The sequence below is a fragment of the Aequorivita aquimaris genome, from assembly GCF_001573155.1.
Taxonomy (GTDB): Bacteria; Bacteroidota; Bacteroidia; order Flavobacteriales; family Flavobacteriaceae; genus Aequorivita; species Aequorivita aquimaris.
In genome coordinates this window covers 1-21,755 of record NZ_JRWG01000012.1, presented here as the reverse complement: position 1 = coordinate 21,755, position 21,755 = coordinate 1, and the positions used below count along the sequence as shown (strand labels likewise).

Below are 21,755 nucleotides of genomic sequence, written 5' to 3'. Positions count from 1 at the left end.
CTGTTTTTTAGCTTCGTGTCAATATTTCATCGATCATGCCGTACTCCAAAGCCTTATCGGCCTTCATCCAATAATCTCGATCGCTGTCGTCATACACTTTTTCATAGGTTTGTCCCGTGTGTTTGGCGATGATTTTATAAAGCTCTTCTTTTAAGGTAATTATTTCACGGGCGGTAATTTCAATATCGCTCGCTTGGCCCTGGGCACCGCCCAAAGGTTGGTGGATCATCACGCGTGAATGCGTTAATCCGCTACGCTTTCCCTTTTCACCGGCGCACAAGAGGACGGCGGCCATGGAAGCTGCCATTCCAGTGCAAATGGTTGCCACGTCCGGCTTTATGAATTGCATAGTGTCATAAATCCCCAAGCCCGCGTACACGCTACCGCCGGGAGAGTTGATGTAAATTTGAATATCGCGAGCGGCATCGGTGCTTGCCAAAAACAATAGTTGTGCCTGCACAATATTTGCCACTTGGTCGTTGATTCCCGTGCCGAGAAATATGATTCGGTCCATCATCAACCGCGAAAAAACGTCCATTGCCACGGCGTTCATCTGGCGTTCTTCAATAATATTTGGCGTCAAGTTGGTAGGGTACATACTACTTATAATTTTGTCGTAGTACATATTGTTGATGCCTTGATCTTTTATAGCAAAGTTTCTGAATTCGTTACTGTAGTTCATAAATGTTTGTTCGTTTTTTAGATTTACGAAAATTAATTTAGAAAGCCTAAGGATTCCCATCTGCGCGGGAATTAAAAAGGCGTTAAATTAAATAATTCAACGCCTAAAGATAACTATTTCTTCGCTGAATTAGGCGTAGGCTTCCTTAATGAATTGATCGTAGGTAACCTCTTTGGTCTTCAATTTTGCGTTTTCCTTAAAGAAGTTAAGTAATTTGTTGGTGTTCAACTGCTCGCTCAGACGTTCTACTTCTTCCTTATTTGAAAGAATGCGGGCCGCGATTGACTCCAATTCCTCATCTGAAGGGTCCGTTTGGCCAAATTGTGCCATCTGCGCTTTTATCATATTTTTTGAATAGTCTTTCAATTCCTCAAAGGTTACCTGCAGATTGTTTTCCGCACGAAGTTTTCCTTCTATCAATTGGTAGCGCAGGCCCTTTTCGCTTCTTTCGTATTCGGCTTTTGCATCTTCCTCTGATAGTCTTTTTTCGCCCGTCATTGCAATCCAGCGCTGTAAAAATTCCTTCGGAAGATCGAATTTTGTGTTTTCAATCAAGGTCTCAACTACATCATTCAATAATTTTTGGTCGCTTTGTTGTGCAAATTGTCCTTCGGCATCCTCCTTTATTTTGGTCTTCAATTCCTCTTCGGAAGTAACCACGCCCTCCCCGAATAATTTATCGAACAGTTCTTGGTTCAATTCGGCCATTTCGCGTTTGTTCACTTCTTCAATTTTGAAGGAAACCTCAATGTCCAAACCGTGGGCATCGTCATGCGAAACGCCAAAATACTTTTGGTTGTCGTGGTCATCGGCAAACATTCCCTTTGTTTTCAATGTAACCGTGTCGCCAACTTTTGCCCCAATTAGGCTATCCAATTGCTTTTTACCGGCAATCTCCTCTGTGGAAAGGGTTGTTTTCTTCTCTATTTCTTTTTCATTTGAAGTAAAAGTTCCGGTAATTTCATCACCTTTTTCCACTTCTTTTTTGGAAATCAACTTGCCGTATTGCTTGCGGATGGTCTTTACTTGGTTGTTCAGCATTTCATCACCGGCAATGATTTTATATTGAACCACCTCTTTGCCCTTTACATCCACATCGAACTTCGGTGCAAGGCCCAATTCAAACTCAAAGGAATAATCGTCTGCATCCCAATTGATTTCCGCTTCATTCTTCGGAAGTGGGTTGCCCAGCACGTCAAGTTTTTCTTCGTTGAGGAATTTGTGGAGTGCATCCTGGAGCAGCTTGTTCACTTCTTCCACCAATACAGCCTTTCCGTACTGCTTCTTTACCATTCCCATAGGCACATGCCCTTTTCGGAACCCGGGAATATTGGCGTTTTTACGATAATCGTTAAGAACCTTTTCAACTTTACCTGAATAGTCCTCTTTTGAAACCTCTACCGTAAGCACGGCGTTCAGTTTATCAATGTCTTTTTTTGTAATGTTCATTTTTTCTCTTCTAAATTTCGGGTTGCAAAAGTACGGCTTTTTGGACAACACAACAAACAATTACAAACTGTTGTTCAGCAATTTGCTAATCTTCCTTTATAAGCGAAAAAAGAAGGGATTGAAAAAGCGAAAGCAACAAACTGAAAAGTAGTGCCCACCAAATGGTAGCCACCGCAAACCCGCCAACAAAATAGTCGGCCATCATTATAATGAAAGCATTGATTATCAGTAGGAAAATCCCAAAGGTAATAATGGTTATGGGCAGCGTCAATAGTACCAAAATTGGCTTCACTATAAGCCGCAATAGTGCAATCACAATTGCAACTATGATGGCCGAACCATAGCCTTCAACAGCTACGCCAGGCAAAATTTTTGACAATATCACAACTGCAAGGGCAGTGAGTAATAATTTGATTATTAGTTTCATTTTTGTGAGGTTTAAGTTGAATTTAAAGATAAAAAAAACCGCCCATACTAGGCGGTTTTTCTATAAAGCAATTATTTAATATTAATTATTTGTAACTGTAATAGTTGCATAGTTACCAATGTGCACCGTAGGAATAGTTGCATCGTAGGTATCATTAATTGCTTGAATAATCAAGTTTGCGGTATAGGCATACCCTCTTGGCGTTGGGTGAACGCCATCCAAAGAAAACGCCCCGCCTGTTACAAACTGTGAAGTAAGCACGCCACCATCATAAACAACACCTCCATTTGCAACTCTCGCCAAAGCAGCCTTTGCATCAACAAAAGCCAATCCTTTGGCTCCGGCAAGGGCTTGGATAGTGGCATTGTACGCAGTGCTTGCTGCAGTGATGCGTGCCTGTTCAGAAACCGCTAAAACATATTGGTCTGTTAAAGGAATTGAAACTCCAATAACACCTTGTGGATTGTTTGGGTCTGGAGTTGTACCCAATACCGATGAAGCAGTCAAAACAATAAGATCATCAGACTTTACTTGACGCAATTGGCCCAACAATGCTGCTAATTGGGGCGGAAGACTAAAAGGCGCCCCCTGCAAAATGGTTGTTAAATCGGTAAGATCATCATCTGTCATAATGGGGAAATTTTGTCCCGCAGAGAAATTGATCATACGCAGTGCAGCTTCTTCAGGAGTAATTACTCCCATAGCCGTCAAACCTGGCAATATTTGGGTATTATATGCTGCAAATTGTGCATTCAATTGTGCCGCAGTTGCAGCATCTAATGGAATTGCATTTGTTGGAACGGTAGTAAAATAAGGTATGGAAGTTACTTCCGGAATATTCACCAAAACACCTTTGGCGCCACTTGCAGTTAAAGCATCTACTTGCTGGCTATAAACAGAGGCAAAAACGTTAGGATCTGTAATGTCGTTACCGCCATAAGTTGATGGGTCAAAATTTCCAGTTTGATCAACTCCAGCTCCTCCGGATGTTGCATAACTTAAAATATCGTTATTTCCGATCCACAGACTGAAAAAGGTTGGGTTTTGCGCAGCGGCGTCGCCAACTACGGTTGCATTTTCACTACTGGCAAAGCGTGCAAAATAAGGATTAGCTGAACCTGTAGGCACTCCTGCTACATTACCATAACCTGGAGCAACTAAATGAAAACTTTTTGCACCGGGAACACCCATATTGTTAAAAGACCCACTTAATTTATTTGAAATATCAGTAGTGGGAGTTCCTTCCAATCGAACTGGTCCTGGATTACCATTTGCATCAACGGCAAGCACGAATCTGTTTTCAGTAATTTGTGTCCCACCTAACAATAAACCACCCATGTTGTCATTCATCAACGGTTGGTTAAATTCGCCACCGCCCACAAAGGCAAATTGTTCTGCCATAATGTTTGGATAGCTGTTTTTTTGGCCCGTAATATAAAGTGCCCCATCAGCATAACCAGCTGTCAAGGAATTTCCAACGGAAACATATTTCGAAAGATTTGCCGTTCCGCTGCTGTAAAAACCATCGTCAGTTACAGGGCTATCAAATTCTGGTTCGCAGCTTACAAAGCCAACAGCCAAGACCGCGAATGTATATTTTAGTATATTTTTCATCTTTAAGATTTTTTTTTCAATTATAATTTATAAGTAAGCCCCAGTCCTGGAACAAAAGCATTGGTTTTATAGGTTCCCTTAAATGGAACCGCTACACCGTTCTCGAAGTAATAATTGTAAGAGGCATCCACTTCCTTAAAGTGTGAATAAAGGAAAGAGGCATCTATCTGAAGGTGCTCTCCAAGATTTACGGTAAGACCGGCGGTAAAGTTATTACTATCGTTGCGAGGTGTTTCAGGAGCGAAATAGCCTTCGCGAACAGGAGATTCATCAAAATAATAACCCGCTCTCAATGTGAACATTTTGGTGGCGTCATATTGCATCCCAAAACGATATATGGAAGAGTTCTTATAATTACGAGCATTTTTTGAATCTGGAATAGCTTCGTTTGCAAAATCGATATCCAAAGAATTGTAAACATCCCAAAAAGTTCTATTGTAATCAAAAGCGAAGGTCCAACTTTCGCAGAAATCGTAGGACATCCCAACGGTCATTTCAGCAGGCATTGGCAAAGAGGCCTTGATGGAAGTATTTTCAAAAGGCGTTAAAGGAGAGTTTGGAATATTTTCAAACTCGGCAGTACCATCTTCAGCATCAAGGATAATTTCTGAACGGTACGTAGCACCTATGTGAAGATCATCCGTAAGATTAACCATTGTACTGGCTACCCATCCCCAGCTACTTACACCAGAAGCATCAATTGTTACATTTGCACGATTTCCATCAAGATCGGTAAGCGTACGGTTTAGGTTTCTGTTAAAGTTAACGGAACCGGTAACATAAATTGGTCCACCACCAAAACTCAATTTGTCGTTAATTTTAAAAGAAACTGTTGGCTGTATATAGATTGCCTGTAAATCAATATTATTTACAAGGTGCGATCCCGCCCAATCGTCTTCATATTCTACAGAACTTCCGTAGGGAGTGTAAACGCCAAGACCAAAAGCCAACCAATCTGTTGCCTGGTATGACGCATATAAATAAAGTGGAGTTCCTACGGGACTATCGGTACGCGCATTTGCACCAGTTTCGGAATCTTGATAGGCAATGTTTGAAAACACCCCGTGCACACCTGCTGAGATACTGAATTTATCTTCCAGATATACCAATGCGGCAGGATTAAAAAACACCGACTCGCTACTGTTTATAACCGCAACGCCCGTGTGCCCCATCGCGAGGGCTTTATTGCCCTGCAAACTTACGCGGTAACCGCCCGCATAAGTAACCGCACTTGCTAACGCAAAAACGGCAAGTAGTAATACTTTCTTCATAATTGTTTATTTCTTTAGAGTTAATTCTTAGTTTTAAATTAGTAAGGAATTATTTATAAGGTATTTATTATGCACGCATAAGAAACCTTCTTACAATATTATAAAAAATTCATAACATTATCATAAAATTCGTCGGGATTTTCTGCGTGCAGCCAATGGCCGGCGTTTGATATTGTAACTATTTTTGCTTTCGGAAAATGCTTTTTAATCAAAATCTCGTCCATCGGTTCTATGTAGCCACTTTTCTCGCCTCCTAAAAAAAGCGTATCGCCTTCAAAAACAGTTTCATTGGCAAGCGCAACCCCCACTTCTTCAATTTTTTCTGAAAGAACGGGTAAATTTATGCGAAGCGCCAGTTCGTTTTTATTTTTTCGGTATAAATTTTTAAGAAGAAAAAGTCGTGTGCCTTCGTCTTTTATATATTCTGAAAGGACATCCTCAGCCTCGCCGCGTGATTTTATTTGTGAAAAATTCAATGACGAAAGCGCTTTCAAAATATCTTGATGGTGTGACGGATAAGCCTTTGGACCAATATCTGCAACAACCAGCTTCGAAACCATTTCGGGATAAATTACGGCAAATTGCATTGCAACTTTCCCGCCCATGGAATGACCGAGCAGTATTATTTCTTTTAAATTGTGCTCTTCGCAATAATTTTTCAAATCTTCCGCCATTATTTTATACGAAAATTCATCGCTGTGAAAACTTCGTCCGTGGTTGCGCTGGTCTAAAAGATGAACTTCATAACCGGCTTCTGCCCAGCGAGTGCCGAGGGTTTTCCAGTTATCACTCATGCCGAGGAAGCCGTGAAGGATTACGAAGGGTTTACCGGAACCTAATATTTGTGAGTGTAGAGTCATTAATTAAGTTTTTTTAAATATTCTGAAATTACCTTTTCCAATCCATCATAAAGCGCCTCGCAAATAAGTGCATGCCCAATGCTCACTTCTAAAAGATTTGGAATGTTTTGCTTAAAAAAAGCAATATTCTCCAATGAAAGATCGTGCCCTGCGTTAATGCCCAAACCTAATTTATTTGCAAGAATTGCACAATCAGTATATGGTTTGACGGCTTCTTTGTTTGCCAAGGAATATTGTTTTGCAAATTCTTCGGTGTAAAGTTCAATTCTGTCGGTTCCGGTTTCGGCGGCACCCTCGATCATTTTTAAGGTTGGATCTACGAAAATTGAAGTACGGATTCCGTTTCGCTTAAATTCAGAAATTATTTCCTTTAAGTAATCTCTGTGCTTCACGGTATCCCAGCCGGCGTTGGAAGTGATTGCATCCACAGCGTCGGGAACCAAGGTTACTTGTGTAGGTTTTATTTCCAAAACCATCTTTGTGAAATTATCCATCGGATTCCCCTCAATATTATATTCCGTGGAAACGATTGATTTTAAATCATACGTATCTTGATACCGAATGTGACGTTCGTCGGGTCTGGGATGGATTGTAATTCCCTGTGCTCCGAAATTTTCCACATCTTTTGCAACCTGTAACAAATCAGGGACGTTACCGCCGCGTGCATTGCGCAGTGTGGCTATTTTGTTTATGTTTACGCTAAGTTTTGTCATTTCTTTGTGTTATAATTAACAAAAATACAAACCTTCCAAACGCTAATGACGCTTTATTTTAAGTAATTTGCGTTAAAAATAATTTGCAATGGAAACCAGGAATTATATCATAAACGATATTGAACCGTTTGACATTTCTTCTAATGTAAAAGATGTGCAAGTGGTATTCAACCAGCTCACCTATTCACATGTCCCTGTTAAAAAGGACGGTCATTTTATTGGTTGTGTTTCTGAAAATGATGCGTACTGTTTTGACAATACCAAAACACTTAATGATTTTCAATATGCCTTAGAGCCCTTTCACGTGCTTGAAGATACGAATTGGTTAGACATCCTGGAAGCTTTTGCACTTCACAACAGCAATATTATGCCTGTTTTGGGTGCTGAAAACAAGTATTTGGGATATTATGAATTAGGTGATATTATGAGCCTTTTTAACAATACTCCCTTTCTGAACGAAACCGGTGGAATTATTGTGGTTGAGAAGGGAATCCAAGATTATTCTTTCAGTGAAATCTGCCAAATTGTAGAATCTAACGGAACGAGGATTTTTGGAGTATTTATTTCAAAAATTCAAAATGAAACTGTACAGATTACCTTAAAAGTGGGCCACACCGCTATGAACAGTATTGTTCAAACGTTTAGAAGGTATAATTATAACGTAATAAGTCATCACGAAGAAGATAAATTTTTGGAGGATTTAAAGGAACGTTCCGATTATCTGGACAAATACCTTAATATATAACAGTAGTCAGTAGAAACAAAAGTACCCATAGCGTCAAGATTATTTAAATGAAAATAGGCATCTACGGACAATTTTATCACGAAAATTCTGAAATTTATATTCAGATGTTGCTCGATGCGCTTCAGAAGAGAGAGGCCGAAGTTGTTATTGAGGAAAACTTTTTGGGCATCATCAATCAAAATCAAGATATCACCAAAAATTTTTCTGCCTTTTCCACCTTTACCAAGTTAGACGCTAGTTTTGATCTTTTTTTCAGCATTGGAGGAGACGGAACAATACTCAAAGCCGTAACATTCGTTGCAGATTTGGGCATTCCCATAGTGGGCATCAATACAGGAAGACTTGGGTTTTTGGCAACAATCCAAAAGGAAGAAATGACCGAAAGCCTGAACCAGATTTTGGAGGGCGAATATTCCATATCTGAAAGAAGCTTGCTTACGGTTGAAACTTTTCCAAAGAGCGAAGAAATTCAACCATTAAATTTCGCATTAAATGAAGTAGCCGTAAACCGAAGAAATACAACCTCCATGATAAAGGTTGAGACATTGGTTAACGACAAATACCTTACCTCTTATTGGTCTGATGGTCTAATTGTAGCAACACCCACTGGCTCAACTGGATATTCCTTAAGTTGCGGCGGTCCAGTAATAGACCCCGATGCAAATAATTTTGTACTTACTCCTATTGCCCCTCATAATCTAAACGCGCGACCTTTGGTTATTCCAGATTCCAGCACCATTTCATTAAAAGTTTCGGGACGCGAAAACACTTTTTTGGTCTCTATGGATTCTCGTATTGCAACGCTAGAAAACGAAACTGAGATCATCATTAAAAAAGCTCCTTTTACCATTAAATTGCTTCAGTTACACGATGACAGTTTTATAAAAACACTTCGTAAAAAACTTTTGTGGGGCGAAGACAAGCGGAACTAAACAATAAAATCCATCTAAATTTGTTAATCAACTGAGACAAATTGGCTTCCCACAATGTCAAGCCAAGTTTATTGTTATATTTGCAAACTTTTAAAGTATATGAAGTATTTCGCGACTGTATTTTTAATACTCTCAACGGCATTCTATGCACATTCCCAGACCTATGAAATAGGTGGAATGATTGGAGGCGCAAACTATATTGGTGATGTTGGGAAAACCAATTTCATAAACCCAAACAGCTTTGCCGTGGGCGGTATTTTTAAATGGAACCGCAGCGCAAGACACGCTTTTAGGGGCTCGGTATTGATTGCAGATATAAAAGGAGACGATTCCAAAAGTCCTAACAGCCGTAGAAAACAACGCGGTTATTCATTTGAAAACACAGTAAAGGAACTTTCCATAGGGATTGAATACACCTTTTGGGATTTTGACGTTCATTCCCAAAAAGCTATTTCAACCCCTTATTTATATACCGGTCTCACAGGTTTTAGTTATACCGCTTTGCGCAAACGAGCAAATGGTGATATAGTAGAATATGATAATGCAATGAGCGTTGCAATACCCATGGTTGTAGGCTTTAAAGCCAATATGGGCCAAAATGCAATGGTAGGTTTTGAAATTGGCGCACGTTATACTTTTACGGATGATTTGGACGGTAGCAACCCCGTAAAAGGGCTGGCAGACGAAGAAGGCCTTAAATTTGGAAACACAAACAGTGACGATTGGTATGTTTTTACTGGTATAACCGTTACTTTTGCCTTCGGAAGAAAGCCTTGTTATTGCAATTTTTAATTATAAATGGACTATAAAGACCAAATAGACAAAGACAAACTGCCCCAGCACCTTGCCATTATTATGGACGGTAATGGCCGCTGGGCAAAACAAAAGGGTCTTTTTCGGTCTATTGGTCATGAAAATGGCACCAAAGCAGTACGTGAAATAGTAGAAGGAAGCGCAGAAATAGGAGTTCCTTTTTTAACGCTATATGCTTTTTCAACCGAAAACTGGAACCGCCCCAAAATGGAAGTGGAACTATTGATGAAACTCTTGGTTTCCTCACTTAAAAAAGAAATAAAAACCCTTACCGATAACAATATAAAACTAAATGCCATAGGCAATCTGGACGCGTTACCAAAAAAAGCGCACAAAGAGCTGCTAGACGTTATTGACAAAACAAAACACAACGAGCGAATGACCCTCACCCTTGCCTTAAGTTATGGTTCTAGGGAAGAAATTACAAAAACAATAAAAGAGATTAGTCTTAAAGTTAAAAATAACCTAATTTCGCCGCATGATATTGATGAAACGGTAATAAATAATCATCTTTACACGCAAAATTTACCAGATGTAGATTTATTGATCCGCACTAGTGGCGAGCAGCGCATTAGTAATTTTCTACTTTGGCAAATAGCGTACGCCGAATTGTATTTTACTGAAACACTTTGGCCCGATTATACAAAAAACCATCTTTTTGAAGCAATATTAAATTATCAAAACAGAGAAAGAAGATTTGGAAAAACCAGTGAACAACTTAATCAATAGTTTCCTATTGCATACATACAGAAAATCTTATTGTATTTTATTATTTACAATACTTTCCGTTTTTACACTACAGGCACAGCAAAAAGAACTTGACAGCGGAAGAAAATACACCATAAACGAAATAAAAGTTACTGGAGCACAGAGCTTTAACGAGCAGACCGTAATAGCCTTTACAGGTTTAAAAAAAGGTGACAGAATCTACATTCCGGGCGAAAAACTGAGCCAAGTAACCAAAAAACTTTGGGAACAAAATCTTTTCAGCGATATCGCTTTTTACGTTACAAATATTGAAGGTGACAATGTTGATTTAGAGCTCTATATTGTTGAGCTACCAAAACTTAATGAAATTCTCATTAACGGCAAGGGAATAAGAAAGGCCAAGAAAAAAGAAATCATTAAAGACAATGATCTTAAAGCTGGTGCCAAGATTACGGAAAATCTTCTTACTACTACCAAAAATTACATTACAAATAAATATAAAAAAGACGGTTTTTTTAATACCGAGGTTACCATCAACACAATCCCTTATACCGATTCAACAGGTGTAGAAGTATCCCGAAATATGGTTATTTCAATCGATAAAGGAAAACGCGTAAAAGTTAAAAAAATCAATTTTGAAGGAAATGAGCATTTTACCAATGGCAAATTGCGACGGTCCATGAAAAAAACCAAGCGCAAAAACTTTATACGTTTCTGGAAACGATCAAAATATACGGAAGAAGGTTTTGAGGAGGACAGAGAATCAATTCTAAAAAAATATAAGTCAAATGGTTATCGCGATGCCCGAATAATTAGTGATACACTTCGGGTTCTTGACAAAAAGAACGTAGCCTTAGACATTAAGCTTGAAGAAGGCGATAAGTATTATTTTGGCGATATTAAATTTATCGGAAACAGTGTATTTACCGATAACCAATTGCGCCAAATCCTGGGCATAAAAAGTGGCGAAGTCTATAACGGAGTTTTATTACAGGAACGCATTGCAGACGAAAGCGACCCAGAAGCAAACGATCTTACAAACCTTTATCAAAACAACGGATATCTCGCAGCAAGAATAAACCCAGTTGAGGTAGCTGTGCGCAATGACACCATCGATTTTGAGATACGTATTATGGAACGCAACCTGTTCTATTTTGACCACGTAACAGTTGTAGGTAACGATCGCACAAACGACCATGTGATCTATCGAGAATTAAGAACACGTCCCGGGCAAAAATACAGCAAGCGCGATGTGGTGCGAACCATTCGTGAATTGGGCCAATTGGGTTTCTTTGACCCCGAACAACTTTCACCAAATTTCAAAAAAGTAGATGAAAACAACGGACTTGTTGATTTGGAATATTCCGTAGTTGAAAAAGGATCAAGCCAGGTTGAGCTTCAAGGAGGTTATGGCGGAGGTGGTTTTGTTGGAACGCTTGGACTTTCCTTCAATAACTTTTCGCTTAGAAATATTTTCAACCTAAATTCTTACAAGCCTTTGCCAATGGGTGATGGCCAGAAGCTATCCATCCGGGCACAAGCCAGTAGTTATTACCAAACTTATAGCATATCTCTTACAGAACCATGGTTAGGTGGTAGAAAGCCCGTACAATTGTCTACGTCGTTCTCTCACACTATTCAGAATTTCTACGATTACAACAATAGAAGAGCAGATAAATCCAGAAGTTTTACTATTACCGGAGGATCGGTAGGCCTTGCTAAAAAAGTGAAGTGGCCCGATGATTACTTTGTATGGTCTAATGCTGTTAGCTTCCAGCATTACAATCTGAATAATTACAACACTGGCTTGTTTACATTTGGTGATGGATATTCAAACAACTTGGCATATACTATCGGTATTAGCCGAAACAACACGGCCACCAACCCAATTTACCCAACGCAAGGTTCCGACTTCAGCATTACTGCAAAGTTGACCCTACCTTATTCAGCGTTTAACAACGTTGATTACAAAGCGCTTTCTAATGAGAGAGACCTTCTTGAGCTTACACCGCAAGACGATCCTGAGTATATTGATGACAGGAAAAGAATTTCTGAAATAGACCAAGAGCGTTTTAAATGGCTGGAATATTACAAAATTAAATTTAAAGGAAGTTGGTATACCAGACTTATTGGAAAAATGGTTCTTAAAACTAATACCGAGTTTGGATTCTTGGGAGCTTATAATCAAGATCGTGGTGTACCGCCATTTGAAAGATTTTTTGTAGGGGGTGATGGACTTGGTGCGTATAGCTTGGATGGCCGCGAAGTAATTCAGCTTAGAGGTTATCCTAACCAATCTTTATCTGATGCAGACGGAAATACGATTTACAATAAATTTTCGTTAGAGGTAAGATATCCCGTAACTTTGGCACAGATGGCATCCATCTATGTGCTTGGGTTTGCAGAGGGAGGAGCTTCTTATGATGGCTTCAGAAATTATAATCCTTTTGAACTAAAACGTTCCGCTGGCGCAGGATTGCGTATATTTATGCCTGCGTTCGGACTTTTGGGTATCGATTTCGGATATGGCTTTGATCCTGTTTTGGGCGGAACCGAGAAGAATGGATGGGAAACCCACTTTATCATTGGACAACAATTTTAAAAATTGGCACGATATTTTCTTAAACAACAACCAAATAATATGAAGACAAAAAAAATACTATTTTTTACCCTTTTCCTTTTTTGCTTCACCTTTATGGCAGAAGCTCAAAGAGGCGTTCGCATAGGATATATTGATATGGAATATATCCTAGAAAGTGTTCCCGAGTACAAGGAAGCCTCCATTCAATTGGAAGGCAAGGTACAACGCTGGAAACAGGACATTGAAAAGAAGCAGAAAGAGATAGACCAAATGAAGCTGAACCTTGCTAATGAAAGAGTGCTGCTTACTAAAGAACTTATTGATGAGCGCGAAGAGGAAATAAAAATCAAGGAAGACGAAATGCTTCAATACCAGCAGGATCGTTTTGGGCCAAATGGCGATTTGATGATCCAAAGAAGACAACTGGTTCAGCCCATTCAAGATCAAGTTTTCAATATAGTCCAAGAAATTGCAGAGAATAAAAAGTATGATTTTATTTTTGACAAATCTGCAGACGTGGTTATGCTTTTCGCAGCAAAAAGAAATGACATCAGTGATTTGGTACTGCGAAGTATTGAACGTGCAGGCAGAAGAGTACAGGCTGCAAATAAAAAAGAGCAACGCGAAATAGAGCGTCGCGAAGCACTCTCATCTGAAGAAGAAGGTGCTATTACTGAAAGAGAAAAAGCAATTCAAGAAAAACAGGAAGAGCGCGAAAAACTGGTTGAAGCCAAAAAAACAGAGCGTGAAGAAATGATGGCCCAACGCCAAAAGGAACGTGACTCTATCCGTGCTGCCAAAAAAGCCGAATTTGAAGAACGCAGACGACGCTTGATTGAAGAAAGAGAACAAAGAAGAGATTCAATAATGAAGGCCCGTCAAAACAGAAATAATCCTTCTGAAGGAAGAAAAGAAGGCGATGAAGGTGATGATCAAGAATAGAATAGTTTTATAATAATCAAATAAAAAGATAACACTTAAATTAAATACACTTACAATGAAAAAAATGAAAATAGTTTTAGTTGCAATGGCACTATTCGTGGGGGCTACAAGTTTTGTAAACGCACAGTCCAAAATTGCACACATCAATGCTCAAGAACTAATCGAGGCAATGCCCGAATATAAGGCTGCGCAAAGCCAATTGGAAAAAGTGCAGAAAACCTATGACACTGAAATTAAGGCAATGGCCAAAGAGCTAGAAACCAAAATGAAACAGTACGACACTGAAGCTGCAGGCAAAAGCGATGAAGAAAACCAAAAAAGATTCCAGGAAGTTCAAGGAATGCAGGATAATATACAAGCGTACAGACAACAAGCACTTCAGGATTTAGATAAGAAAAGAACAGATATATTTAAGCCAATTCTTGAAAAGGCCCAAAGTACCATTCAAAAGGTTGCAAAAGCACAAGGATATCAATATGTGCTAGACTCAACCTTAGGTAGCGGCGTAATCCTTGCCGATGGAAAAGACCTAATGGCCGATGTAAAAAAAGAATTGGGAATGTAATTCTTTCTTCAAAGAAATTTAAAAACTGCCCGCTTCTGCGGGCAGTTTTTTTATGTGCCATTTTGAACATATTGGCTACATTTACGATATGAAAAAAAACAATCCCATTGGTATATTCGATTCGGGCGTGGGCGGTTCTTCCATTTGGAAGGAAATCCACAAACTTTTGCCGCTGGAACATACTATTTATCTCGCGGACAGCAAAAATGCGCCCTACGGCAACAAGACGGCAGAGGAAATTACAAATTTGAGCATTAAGAACACCGAGAAATTATTGGCGTTGGGCGCAAAAATAATTGTAGTGGCCTGCAATACCGCTACTACCAATGCCATTGCTACTCTTCGGAAAAATTATGACATTCCAATTATCGGAATAGAACCAGCCATAAAACCCGCCGCGTTACAGACCACCGCGAAAAGCATCGGCATTCTGGCCACCAAAGGAACCCTGAGCAGCGCCCTTTTCAGCAAAACTACCCGGGAATTTACCAAAGATATAAACGTGGTCGAAATTATAGGCGAGGGTCTGGTGCCGTTAATTGAAGCGGGGAATCTTGACGGTCCCGAAATGGTTTCGCTATTAAAGAAACATACCAAGCCGATGATTGCCGCAAATGTAGATTATTTGGTTTTGGGTTGCAGCCATTATCCCTATATAATCCCGCAGTTGAAAGCGATCCTTCCCGATAACGTAACAATAATCGATTCGGGAGAGGCAGTGGCCAGACAAACCAAAACCGTACTGCAAAGTATGGATATGCTTCGGGACGAGAATACCGCGCCCAATCTTCAATTTTTTACAAATGCCGAAACCGACACCTTAAAATTTCTTCTGAAAAACTATTCTGAAAAAATTTCCGTGGAGAAAAAAGAGTTTTAATTCACTCTTTAAACCAAGAGGAATACATTACATAATTATTGGCTATGCGCTCTATTTCGCCTTTGGTAAGTTCGGGACTTATGTTTTTAATTTTCTTGGCGGGAATACCGGCGTAAATGCTTCCACTTTCAACTTTAGTGTTCTTTGACACTACTGCACCAGCGGCTATAATGGTATTGCTCTCCACCACACAATCGTCCATGACGATGCTTCCCATTCCGATCAAAACATTATCATGGATTGTGCAACCATGAACAATAGCGTTATGCCCAATGGATACGTTGTTGCCTATGGTAGTGGGAGAGGTTTTGTAGGTGGCGTGAATTACCGCACCGTCCTGCACGTTTACCTTATTGCCCATTTTAACGAAATGCACATCGCCGCGAATCACAGCGTTAAACCAAACGCTGCATTCATTGCCCATTACCACATCACCAACAATAGTGGCGTTTTCAGCAATAAAGCAATCTTTGGGAATTTCTGGATGTTTTCCATTTACGGGTTTTAATATCATCGGTTGTAATTTGTAGTTCTTTGTAAAATTAGAATAACTTAATTGTGACGTTTTTATAGGGTATTTAGGGAGTATCTATGAGGTAGAGTCGGCATAACGTCGGCTTAGAGACGGCATAGGGTCGGCATAGGGTCGGCATAGAGATGGCTTAGGGCTGAAAAAAATTAAATTTCAAATCTCTTGGAAAGGCACTAAAGCGTGAAGTATATTCGGCTTCCAATTGAGCTATAAATATACAGCATCACACTTGTGTTTCCAAATAAATTTTTAGCCAAAATAAGCTAGCAATTCCTTCTTTCGCGAAGGGCTAACCATTATTTCCTTCCCGCTGGAAAGTACTACGCTCCCGCCCTTTCCTTTTTTGTATTCGGTTATTTCGTTCACGTTTACCAAATAAGATTTGTGAACGCGAGCAAAACCGTTTTCCGCAAGGGAATCTTCAAAATATTTTAGCGTCTTGCTTACCAATCGTTTTCCTTTCTTTAAATAGATCTGCGTATAGTTATCATCTGCTTGACAATAAAGGATTTCTTCCATTTGAAGCACTTCAAAACCGTTTTGCAGCGGAATGGTTATTTTGCCAGCCACTTGTGTTTGCAGTGGCTTTAAAATTGAATTTTGAAGACTGTTTTCCTTAGCTTTTATTTCTGAAACATAATCAACGGCCTCGATCAACTTATCTATGGAAATGGGCTTCAGCAAATAATAGGAAGCGTGTGCATTCAGCGCATCAATAGCATAGTGGTTGTACGCCGTTACAAAAACGGTCTCAAACTGGCGGTCGCCAACCTTGTCTAACAAATCGAACGCATTGCCAAAGGGCATCTCCACATCGAGAAAAACCACATCTAAATCATTATTTCGAATCAAAACCAAAGCTTCATCCACATTTCCGGCCTCGCCCTTTAGAGCAATGCAGGGACAATACTTTGCCAGATAATTTTTAAGGATTTCCCGGCTGGTTTCCTCGTCTTCTACTATTATTGCGTTTAGTTTCATCAATCTTTCTTTAAAATAAGTTCTACTCTGGTACCTTCACTGTTTTCAAAAACATTTTCCACTGTTACATCTACTTTGTCTTTATACATTTGGTTCAAAATAGCTATACGTTTTTGGGTATTGCCCATTCCCTTGGACTTCTGCTTTTTTTGGTTTTCGGTTTTGAATTCTTTCGACTTAGTACGGCCAATACCATCATCTTGAATAGTAATCTTTACGGTTTTGGCATCTATCTTTTTAAAACCAATCTCCAATAAGCCTTTTTCCTCCTTATACCGAAGTCCGTGCCATACTGCGTTTTCCACATAGGGCTGAAGTAACATTGGTGGAATTACAAACTCATTTAAATTGATGGCTTCATCTACTGAAAATTTATAGTCGAACTTATCCTTAAACCGAAAATGTTCAAGTTTCACATAGAGTTCCAAGAGTTCAATTTCTTTTTCCAAAGGAATAAAATCCTCTTCACTGTTCTCCAAAACAGAGCGCATCAAGAGTGAAAAATCGGTCAAATATTTATTTGCGGCACGTTCGTCATTCACCGCAATAAAGCTGTTTACTGAGTTGAGGGCATTAAAGATAAAATGCGGATTCATCTGCGACCTAAGCGATTTGAGAGCCAAAAGATTATTAGCGAATTTTTGCTGTTTTACGTTTTTGTACTGTGTATAAGCTGCAAAAACAAGTAACAAAACAATAATGGCCAACGAAATGATAACCCACTTTTGTATTTGGCTATTTCGCTCTATCAATTCTTGGTTTTCAAAGGCTAGTTTATAACGGCTTTCATTTAGCTTTCGGTCGTTTTCCAAACTGGCAATACGGTTTTGTTTTAGTGTGATTTCTTTTGTGAAGCGTGCCGCTTGACTAATTTCCTGTTCTTTCTTCACATAAAGTTCATCCACAACTTCCACATACCGTTGGTAGCTTTCGGTGGCTTTATCATATTCACCGATGTCGCGATAAATTTCTGAAAGTTTTCGAGTAGCATCTTTTTGTACTATCAAATCTTCCTTTTTATCGGCTTCAGCTATACTTTTTTCAAGATATGGAATGGCCTGTTTGTACTTTTCCTGTGCCACAAAGGCATTGGCTATTTTATAGTTTTGACGTTGTGGGGTAAGCGCTTCGTCTTCTACAGTAGTACCCTTGCCCATCGTGTTCAGTTCTTCCAAGGTTTCCTCACGAAGCTGTATTTCTTTGTCATACTCTCGATTTTGGTTGTAGAAATCTGCCACCTTATTTTTTTCAGAAACTGCACGCTGTTTATTTTCCCTCTTGGCCAATTTTAGGGAGTTGTCAAAATATTCCTCGGCTTCATTAAGCGCCCCACTCTGGGCGTATGCTTCACCAATTTTGGAATTTAGGTTGGTGATTTTTGGGGTGATTTGGTTTTCCTTGGCTACATCCAGTGCCTTTTGATAATTGAAAACACTTTTCACGCCATCGCCAATAGCCTTATAGGTATCGCCCAAGCTCTCGTAAACTTCTACTCTTTGGTAAGCTGAGAGGTTTCCTTTTGATAAATTCTGAAGTGTTGTAATACTTTCTTGATAATTTTTATTCTGCGCAAATGCCTTTGCCAATTTTATGGAAACTTCTGTATTCAGTGTGTTTTGGAGACTTCGTTTATAATTATCGATCGCCAGATCGGGCTGGTTCCAAAACAAGTTGATATCGCCCAAAGTCTCAAAAGCTTGACCATTTTCCTTTTTTGAAATTGTTTTATTTTGTCCCGGTTCCAGGGCACGGGTTACATATTCAATACTTTTCTGCGCATCTTTTTTCAGAAAAAACCTAGCAGAATCCAAATAAACCTTAAAGCCAGCCTGCATAGTGTTTTTTGGACTTTTAGCAACCACAGGTTCGGTTTCCCCCTTGGCTTTTTCCACGCGAACGGTAATAAAGTCATTTTTGGTTATCGTATAATAAACCGTTACAAAATCATCGCTTTTTATAATTAGCTCATCCCCTATTTTTGCTGAAATGGAGAAACGTCCCGAAAGATTTGTGGTAGTGTACTGGCCGCCCAATATTTCAACATTCACTTTTGGGATTGGCATATTGGTTTCGCCGTCCACCACTTGACCCTTCAGCATAAAAGGTCTGTTTTCCGATTGCCGGTTTACTTGTGAAAAGCATGCAACGGAAGAAAATATGGTAAGCGCCGTAAATAGAAAAAGAAAGTTTTTCATTTTAATATTAAAACGGTAAACATACGCACTTTACCGCAATGCTTAAAATTACGTTTTTCTGAAATAGCTTCAACTTATGTGAAAAAAGAATACTTCACTCATCCAAATATACGCTTCCCTAAGGCAGATAAAGTGCTTCCTCAAAGCAGTTTTTTTTTAAACAAAGTCTACACTAGGTTTATACTGTTTAAAATCACTTAAAAAATATCAATTATGAAAAAGTTACAGATTATTTTACTCTTCGCGGCTTTCACCATGACCCTTTCGTGCAAAGCCGAAACTAAAAAACCTTACGACCAATTACTTGCTACAGTCGAAAATCAAAATTTGAAAAAAGAACACTATATAAAAGTTGCCCTCCTGTTGGACACGAGTAACAGCATGGACGGACTCATAGACCAAGCTAAGGCACAGCTTTGGGAGATAGTGAATGAATTGAGCTACGCCAAATGCCGAAATGAAAGACCAAAACTTCAAATTGCTTTATACGAATATGGAAATGACAACTTGAGTTCGCGCGACAATTACATCAGAAAAATTTTAAACTTTACGGAAGATTTGGACGATGTTTCCAAAGAACTTTTCTCCTTAACAACCAATGGCGGCAGTGAGTATTGCGGTGCTGTTATTCAAGAATCATTGAATAAATTGGATTGGGGCAATGAGGATGACGATTTAAAAATGGTTTTTATTGCCGGAAACGAACCTTTTACGCAAGGAAGCATCAATTACAAAGATGCTGCAGCAAATGCCAAGGAAAATGGGGTGGTTGTAAACACGATTTTTTGTGGAGATTACCGCCACGGAATTGACAGCTATTGGAAAGATGGCGCCCAACTTACCTATGGCGACTATATGGCCATTAACCAAAACCAACAAACCGTTTATGTTCCATCTCCATATGATGATGTAATAATTCAACTAAATATAAAACTGAACAACACCTATGTACCTTACGGAACCCGTGGAGAAATGAAAAAGGCGATGCAAAATGAGCAAGATTCAAATGCTGAAGAATATAGCAAAGCAAACGCAGTAAGCCGAACAGTATCAAAAGGAAGCCATTTATACACTAACAGTACTTGGGATTTAGTAGATGCCGAAAAAGAAGAAGACTTTAGTTATGATAAATTGAAAAAGGAAGAATTACCGCAGGAATTGAAAGGAAAAAGCACTTCGGAAATAAAAAAATATCTCGAAACCAAACGTTCCGAAAGAGAAGCGATTCAGAAAGAAATCATGGAGCTAAACGAGCAACGCCGAAAGTACATCGCCGAGCACTCCAAAGAAACAAACAATGGTTTGGAAAATGCTATGGTTGAAGCCATAAAAAAACAAGCCAAAAAGAAAAATTATACGTGGCAATAATATTCTCCATACAAAAAAGGGCCTGAGTAAATATCAGGCCCTTTTTTTTACACTTTATTAGTTAATGGCAGGACAATTACAATCGTACGGTTCGGGTCTTCCACCCAAAAAGTCATAACCTAGTGTGATTTGATGAAAACCACCACTCTCAAACTTTACATTTCCCGACTGGTAAGAGTAGTTGTACCCAAACATAAAGTTTTTATAATTTACTCCTAAAATTGGCGTGAACCATTGAAGTTTTTGTGCCTTTATCTCTTCACCATTAAGGTATTCTGCACCATCAAGACTTCTTCGGTATGATAATCCGCCCCACAATTGCCCAAAATCCATTTTTCTATACGCTTTAAAGTTTACGTCCACAGCCTGCTCACCAGTACGCTCGCTCCATTGAAAAAGAAAAGAAGGCTCGTAGCTCCAATCCGCTCCATATTGACCGATAGCGTATGCAGCTGAAATCAAATACTTTCTTTGGTTGTTTGATTCATACTTTTCAGTATAGATTGATCTATTCTGAAAGATGATATTCTTTACTGTGAAATGTGCCGAAAAATCCAAAAAGTTATACGAAAGCCCGGCATCTACATTAAAGTATGAAGTACTCTGAATAATTCCTCCAATCACAGGATCAAAATCTGTGAGGTCAAATTGAGTCTCATCCAAACGTGATTGTGTTAATCCGGCGCTCAATCCAAAAGATAGCTGATTTAAATCTGCTTCACTTCTAGAAAACATAATATGGTGGGCATATGTTATATATCCTCCTGTTTGGGAATGATAACCATTTTTATCATTATAAAAAATAACACCAACCCCTGAGCGTTCTCCAAGACGTGCATTAAAATTAAGTGTCTGAAGGTTCGGAGCTTCATCTTGATCAAACCATTGCTGACGTGCCGTCAAACGAATTTGATTGTGCGTTGCCGCTCCCGCCATCGATGGATGCAGTATATATAGATTATCAGCTAAATATTCTGAATATACGGGTATACCGTCTTGTGAAAATCCATAAAGAGATGAAAACAAAAGTAGGATGAGGGAGATTTGTTTAATATTCATAATTTCTATTTATCGTTTTAGGGTAAAGTGTCCTTTGAATTCTTTTTGGTTTCCGTCCTCGGTGTACTCCACGCGGAACCAGTAGTCGCTCGACGGCATGGGGCTTCCCCCGTAGGTGCCGTCCCATCCCTGGCCCAGCGGGCTGAGCTGCTTGAGCAGCTTCCCGAAGCGGTCAAAGATATAGATTTTCGCCGTAGGGTCGCCGCTGGCGATGCCGATGATGTTCCAGGTGTCGTGGTAGCCGTCGCCGTTGGGCGTAAAGTACGGCGGGTAGTCGATGACCCCCACGTCGAAAGTCACGCTGCCGCAGCCATAGACGTCCCGGATGGTCACCGTGTGGTCGCCCGGGGCCACGCCCTCAAAGATGTTGCTGTCCTGGAAGGGGCCGTTGTCCAGCTGGTACTCGTAGGTGCCCTCGCCCGTGGCCACCACCTCGAT

The 21,755-nt window shown here is 39.6% G+C and carries 21 protein-coding genes; 9 read left to right on the top strand and 12 right to left on the bottom strand.

What is annotated here, in order from left to right; translation table 11 throughout:
• Window positions 1–7: 7 nt before the first annotated feature.
• From clpP to LS48_RS13510, 7 genes are all read right to left on the bottom strand, one after another.
• Complete coding sequence (gene clpP / locus LS48_RS13540) at window positions 8–682, bottom strand: ATP-dependent Clp endopeptidase proteolytic subunit ClpP (RefSeq protein WP_045079330.1); 675 nt, start codon at window positions 680–682, stop codon at window positions 8–10.
• 129 nt (window positions 683–811) lie between these two features.
• On the bottom strand, window positions 812–2,131 hold the full coding sequence (gene tig, locus LS48_RS13535) for a trigger factor (RefSeq protein ID WP_062623037.1): 1,320 nt from the start codon (window positions 2,129–2,131) through the stop codon (window positions 812–814).
• An 85-nt stretch (window positions 2,132–2,216) separates the two neighbouring features.
• The gene (locus LS48_RS13530) at window positions 2,217–2,558 is read right to left on the bottom strand and encodes a phage holin family protein (RefSeq protein WP_062623036.1); all 342 of its coding nucleotides are present in this window, start codon (window positions 2,556–2,558) and stop codon (window positions 2,217–2,219) included.
• A gap of 81 nt (window positions 2,559–2,639) precedes the next feature.
• Window positions 2,640–4,172, bottom strand: a complete 1,533-nt coding sequence (locus LS48_RS13525; protein WP_062623035.1) for an SGNH/GDSL hydrolase family protein — start codon at window positions 4,170–4,172, stop codon at window positions 2,640–2,642.
• Between the two features lie 20 nt (window positions 4,173–4,192).
• A complete protein-coding gene (locus LS48_RS13520; protein ID WP_062623034.1) occupies window positions 4,193–5,443 on the bottom strand; it encodes an OmpP1/FadL family transporter in 1,251 nt (416 codons plus the stop codon).
• Window positions 5,444–5,541: 98 nt separating this feature from the next.
• On the bottom strand, window positions 5,542–6,303 hold the full coding sequence (locus tag LS48_RS13515) for an alpha/beta fold hydrolase (RefSeq protein ID WP_062623033.1): 762 nt from the start codon (window positions 6,301–6,303) through the stop codon (window positions 5,542–5,544).
• Entirely contained in the window at window positions 6,303–7,016 is a 714-nt protein-coding gene (locus tag LS48_RS13510; protein WP_062623032.1) for a pyridoxine 5'-phosphate synthase, read from the bottom strand. Before LS48_RS13510 ends, LS48_RS13515 begins: the two co-directional genes overlap by 1 nt.
• Window positions 7,017–7,104: 88 nt before the next feature.
• Between LS48_RS13510 and LS48_RS13505 the strand changes: the two genes are divergently transcribed.
• The 8 genes from LS48_RS13505 to murI all read left to right on the top strand — a co-directional run bounded on the left by LS48_RS13505 (window position 7,105) and on the right by murI (window position 15,182).
• Entirely contained in the window at window positions 7,105–7,761 is a 657-nt protein-coding gene (locus LS48_RS13505) for a CBS domain-containing protein (RefSeq protein WP_062623031.1), read from the top strand.
• 47 nt (window positions 7,762–7,808) lie between these two features.
• The gene (locus LS48_RS13500) at window positions 7,809–8,693 is read left to right on the top strand and encodes an NAD kinase (protein WP_062623030.1); all 885 of its coding nucleotides are present in this window, start codon (window positions 7,809–7,811) and stop codon (window positions 8,691–8,693) included.
• A gap of 99 nt (window positions 8,694–8,792) precedes the next feature.
• Window positions 8,793–9,485: a type IX secretion system protein PorG gene (gene porG, locus LS48_RS13495; protein ID WP_062623029.1), complete on the top strand. Its 693-nt coding sequence runs from the start codon at window positions 8,793–8,795 to the stop codon at window positions 9,483–9,485.
• A 6-nt stretch (window positions 9,486–9,491) separates the two neighbouring features.
• Window positions 9,492–10,235 (top strand): undecaprenyl pyrophosphate synthase, encoded by a 744-nt coding sequence (gene uppS / locus LS48_RS13490; RefSeq protein WP_062623028.1) that lies wholly within the window; start codon window positions 9,492–9,494, stop codon window positions 10,233–10,235.
• A complete protein-coding gene (locus tag LS48_RS13485) occupies window positions 10,216–12,816 on the top strand; it encodes a BamA/OMP85 family outer membrane protein (protein ID WP_062623075.1) in 2,601 nt (866 codons plus the stop codon). Before uppS ends, LS48_RS13485 begins: the two co-directional genes overlap by 20 nt.
• A gap of 39 nt (window positions 12,817–12,855) precedes the next feature.
• Window positions 12,856–13,737, top strand: coding sequence for an OmpH/Skp family outer membrane protein (locus tag LS48_RS13480; RefSeq protein WP_062623027.1), 882 nt, complete (start codon window positions 12,856–12,858; stop codon window positions 13,735–13,737).
• 55 nt (window positions 13,738–13,792) lie between these two features.
• Window positions 13,793–14,302, top strand: coding sequence for an OmpH/Skp family outer membrane protein (locus LS48_RS13475; RefSeq protein ID WP_062623026.1), 510 nt, complete (start codon window positions 13,793–13,795; stop codon window positions 14,300–14,302).
• 88 nt (window positions 14,303–14,390) lie between these two features.
• Window positions 14,391–15,182 carry a glutamate racemase gene (gene murI, locus LS48_RS13470; RefSeq protein WP_062623074.1) on the top strand — a complete coding sequence of 264 codons (792 nt, stop codon included), beginning with the start codon at window positions 14,391–14,393 and terminating at the stop codon, window positions 15,180–15,182.
• A gap of 1 nt (window position 15,183) precedes the next feature.
• Here murI and LS48_RS13465 read toward each other — a convergent pair whose 3' ends face one another.
• From LS48_RS13465 to LS48_RS13455, 3 genes are all read right to left on the bottom strand, one after another.
• Window positions 15,184–15,696, bottom strand: a complete 513-nt coding sequence (locus LS48_RS13465; protein WP_062623025.1) for a gamma carbonic anhydrase family protein — start codon at window positions 15,694–15,696, stop codon at window positions 15,184–15,186.
• A 267-nt stretch (window positions 15,697–15,963) separates the two neighbouring features.
• Window positions 15,964–16,695 (bottom strand): LytR/AlgR family response regulator transcription factor, encoded by a 732-nt coding sequence (locus tag LS48_RS13460; RefSeq protein ID WP_062623024.1) that lies wholly within the window; start codon window positions 16,693–16,695, stop codon window positions 15,964–15,966.
• Window positions 16,695–18,890 carry a tetratricopeptide repeat-containing sensor histidine kinase gene (locus tag LS48_RS13455; RefSeq protein ID WP_062623023.1) on the bottom strand — a complete coding sequence of 732 codons (2,196 nt, stop codon included), beginning with the start codon at window positions 18,888–18,890 and terminating at the stop codon, window positions 16,695–16,697. Before LS48_RS13455 ends, LS48_RS13460 begins: the two co-directional genes overlap by 1 nt.
• 213 nt (window positions 18,891–19,103) lie before the next feature.
• On the opposite strand from LS48_RS13455, the gene LS48_RS13450 reads away from it, so the two are divergent.
• Entirely contained in the window at window positions 19,104–20,258 is a 1,155-nt protein-coding gene (locus LS48_RS13450; RefSeq protein WP_062623022.1) for a vWA domain-containing protein, read from the top strand.
• A 57-nt stretch (window positions 20,259–20,315) separates the two neighbouring features.
• On the opposite strand, the gene LS48_RS13445 is transcribed toward LS48_RS13450, so the two are convergent.
• Together LS48_RS13445 and LS48_RS13440 are read right to left on the bottom strand one after the other, a co-directional pair.
• Complete coding sequence (locus LS48_RS13445; protein WP_062623021.1) at window positions 20,316–21,317, bottom strand: PorP/SprF family type IX secretion system membrane protein; 1,002 nt, start codon at window positions 21,315–21,317, stop codon at window positions 20,316–20,318.
• Between the two features lie 9 nt (window positions 21,318–21,326).
• The coding region (locus LS48_RS13440) for a T9SS type B sorting domain-containing protein (RefSeq protein WP_131807732.1) at window positions 21,327–21,755 on the bottom strand (429 nt) is incomplete at its 5' end.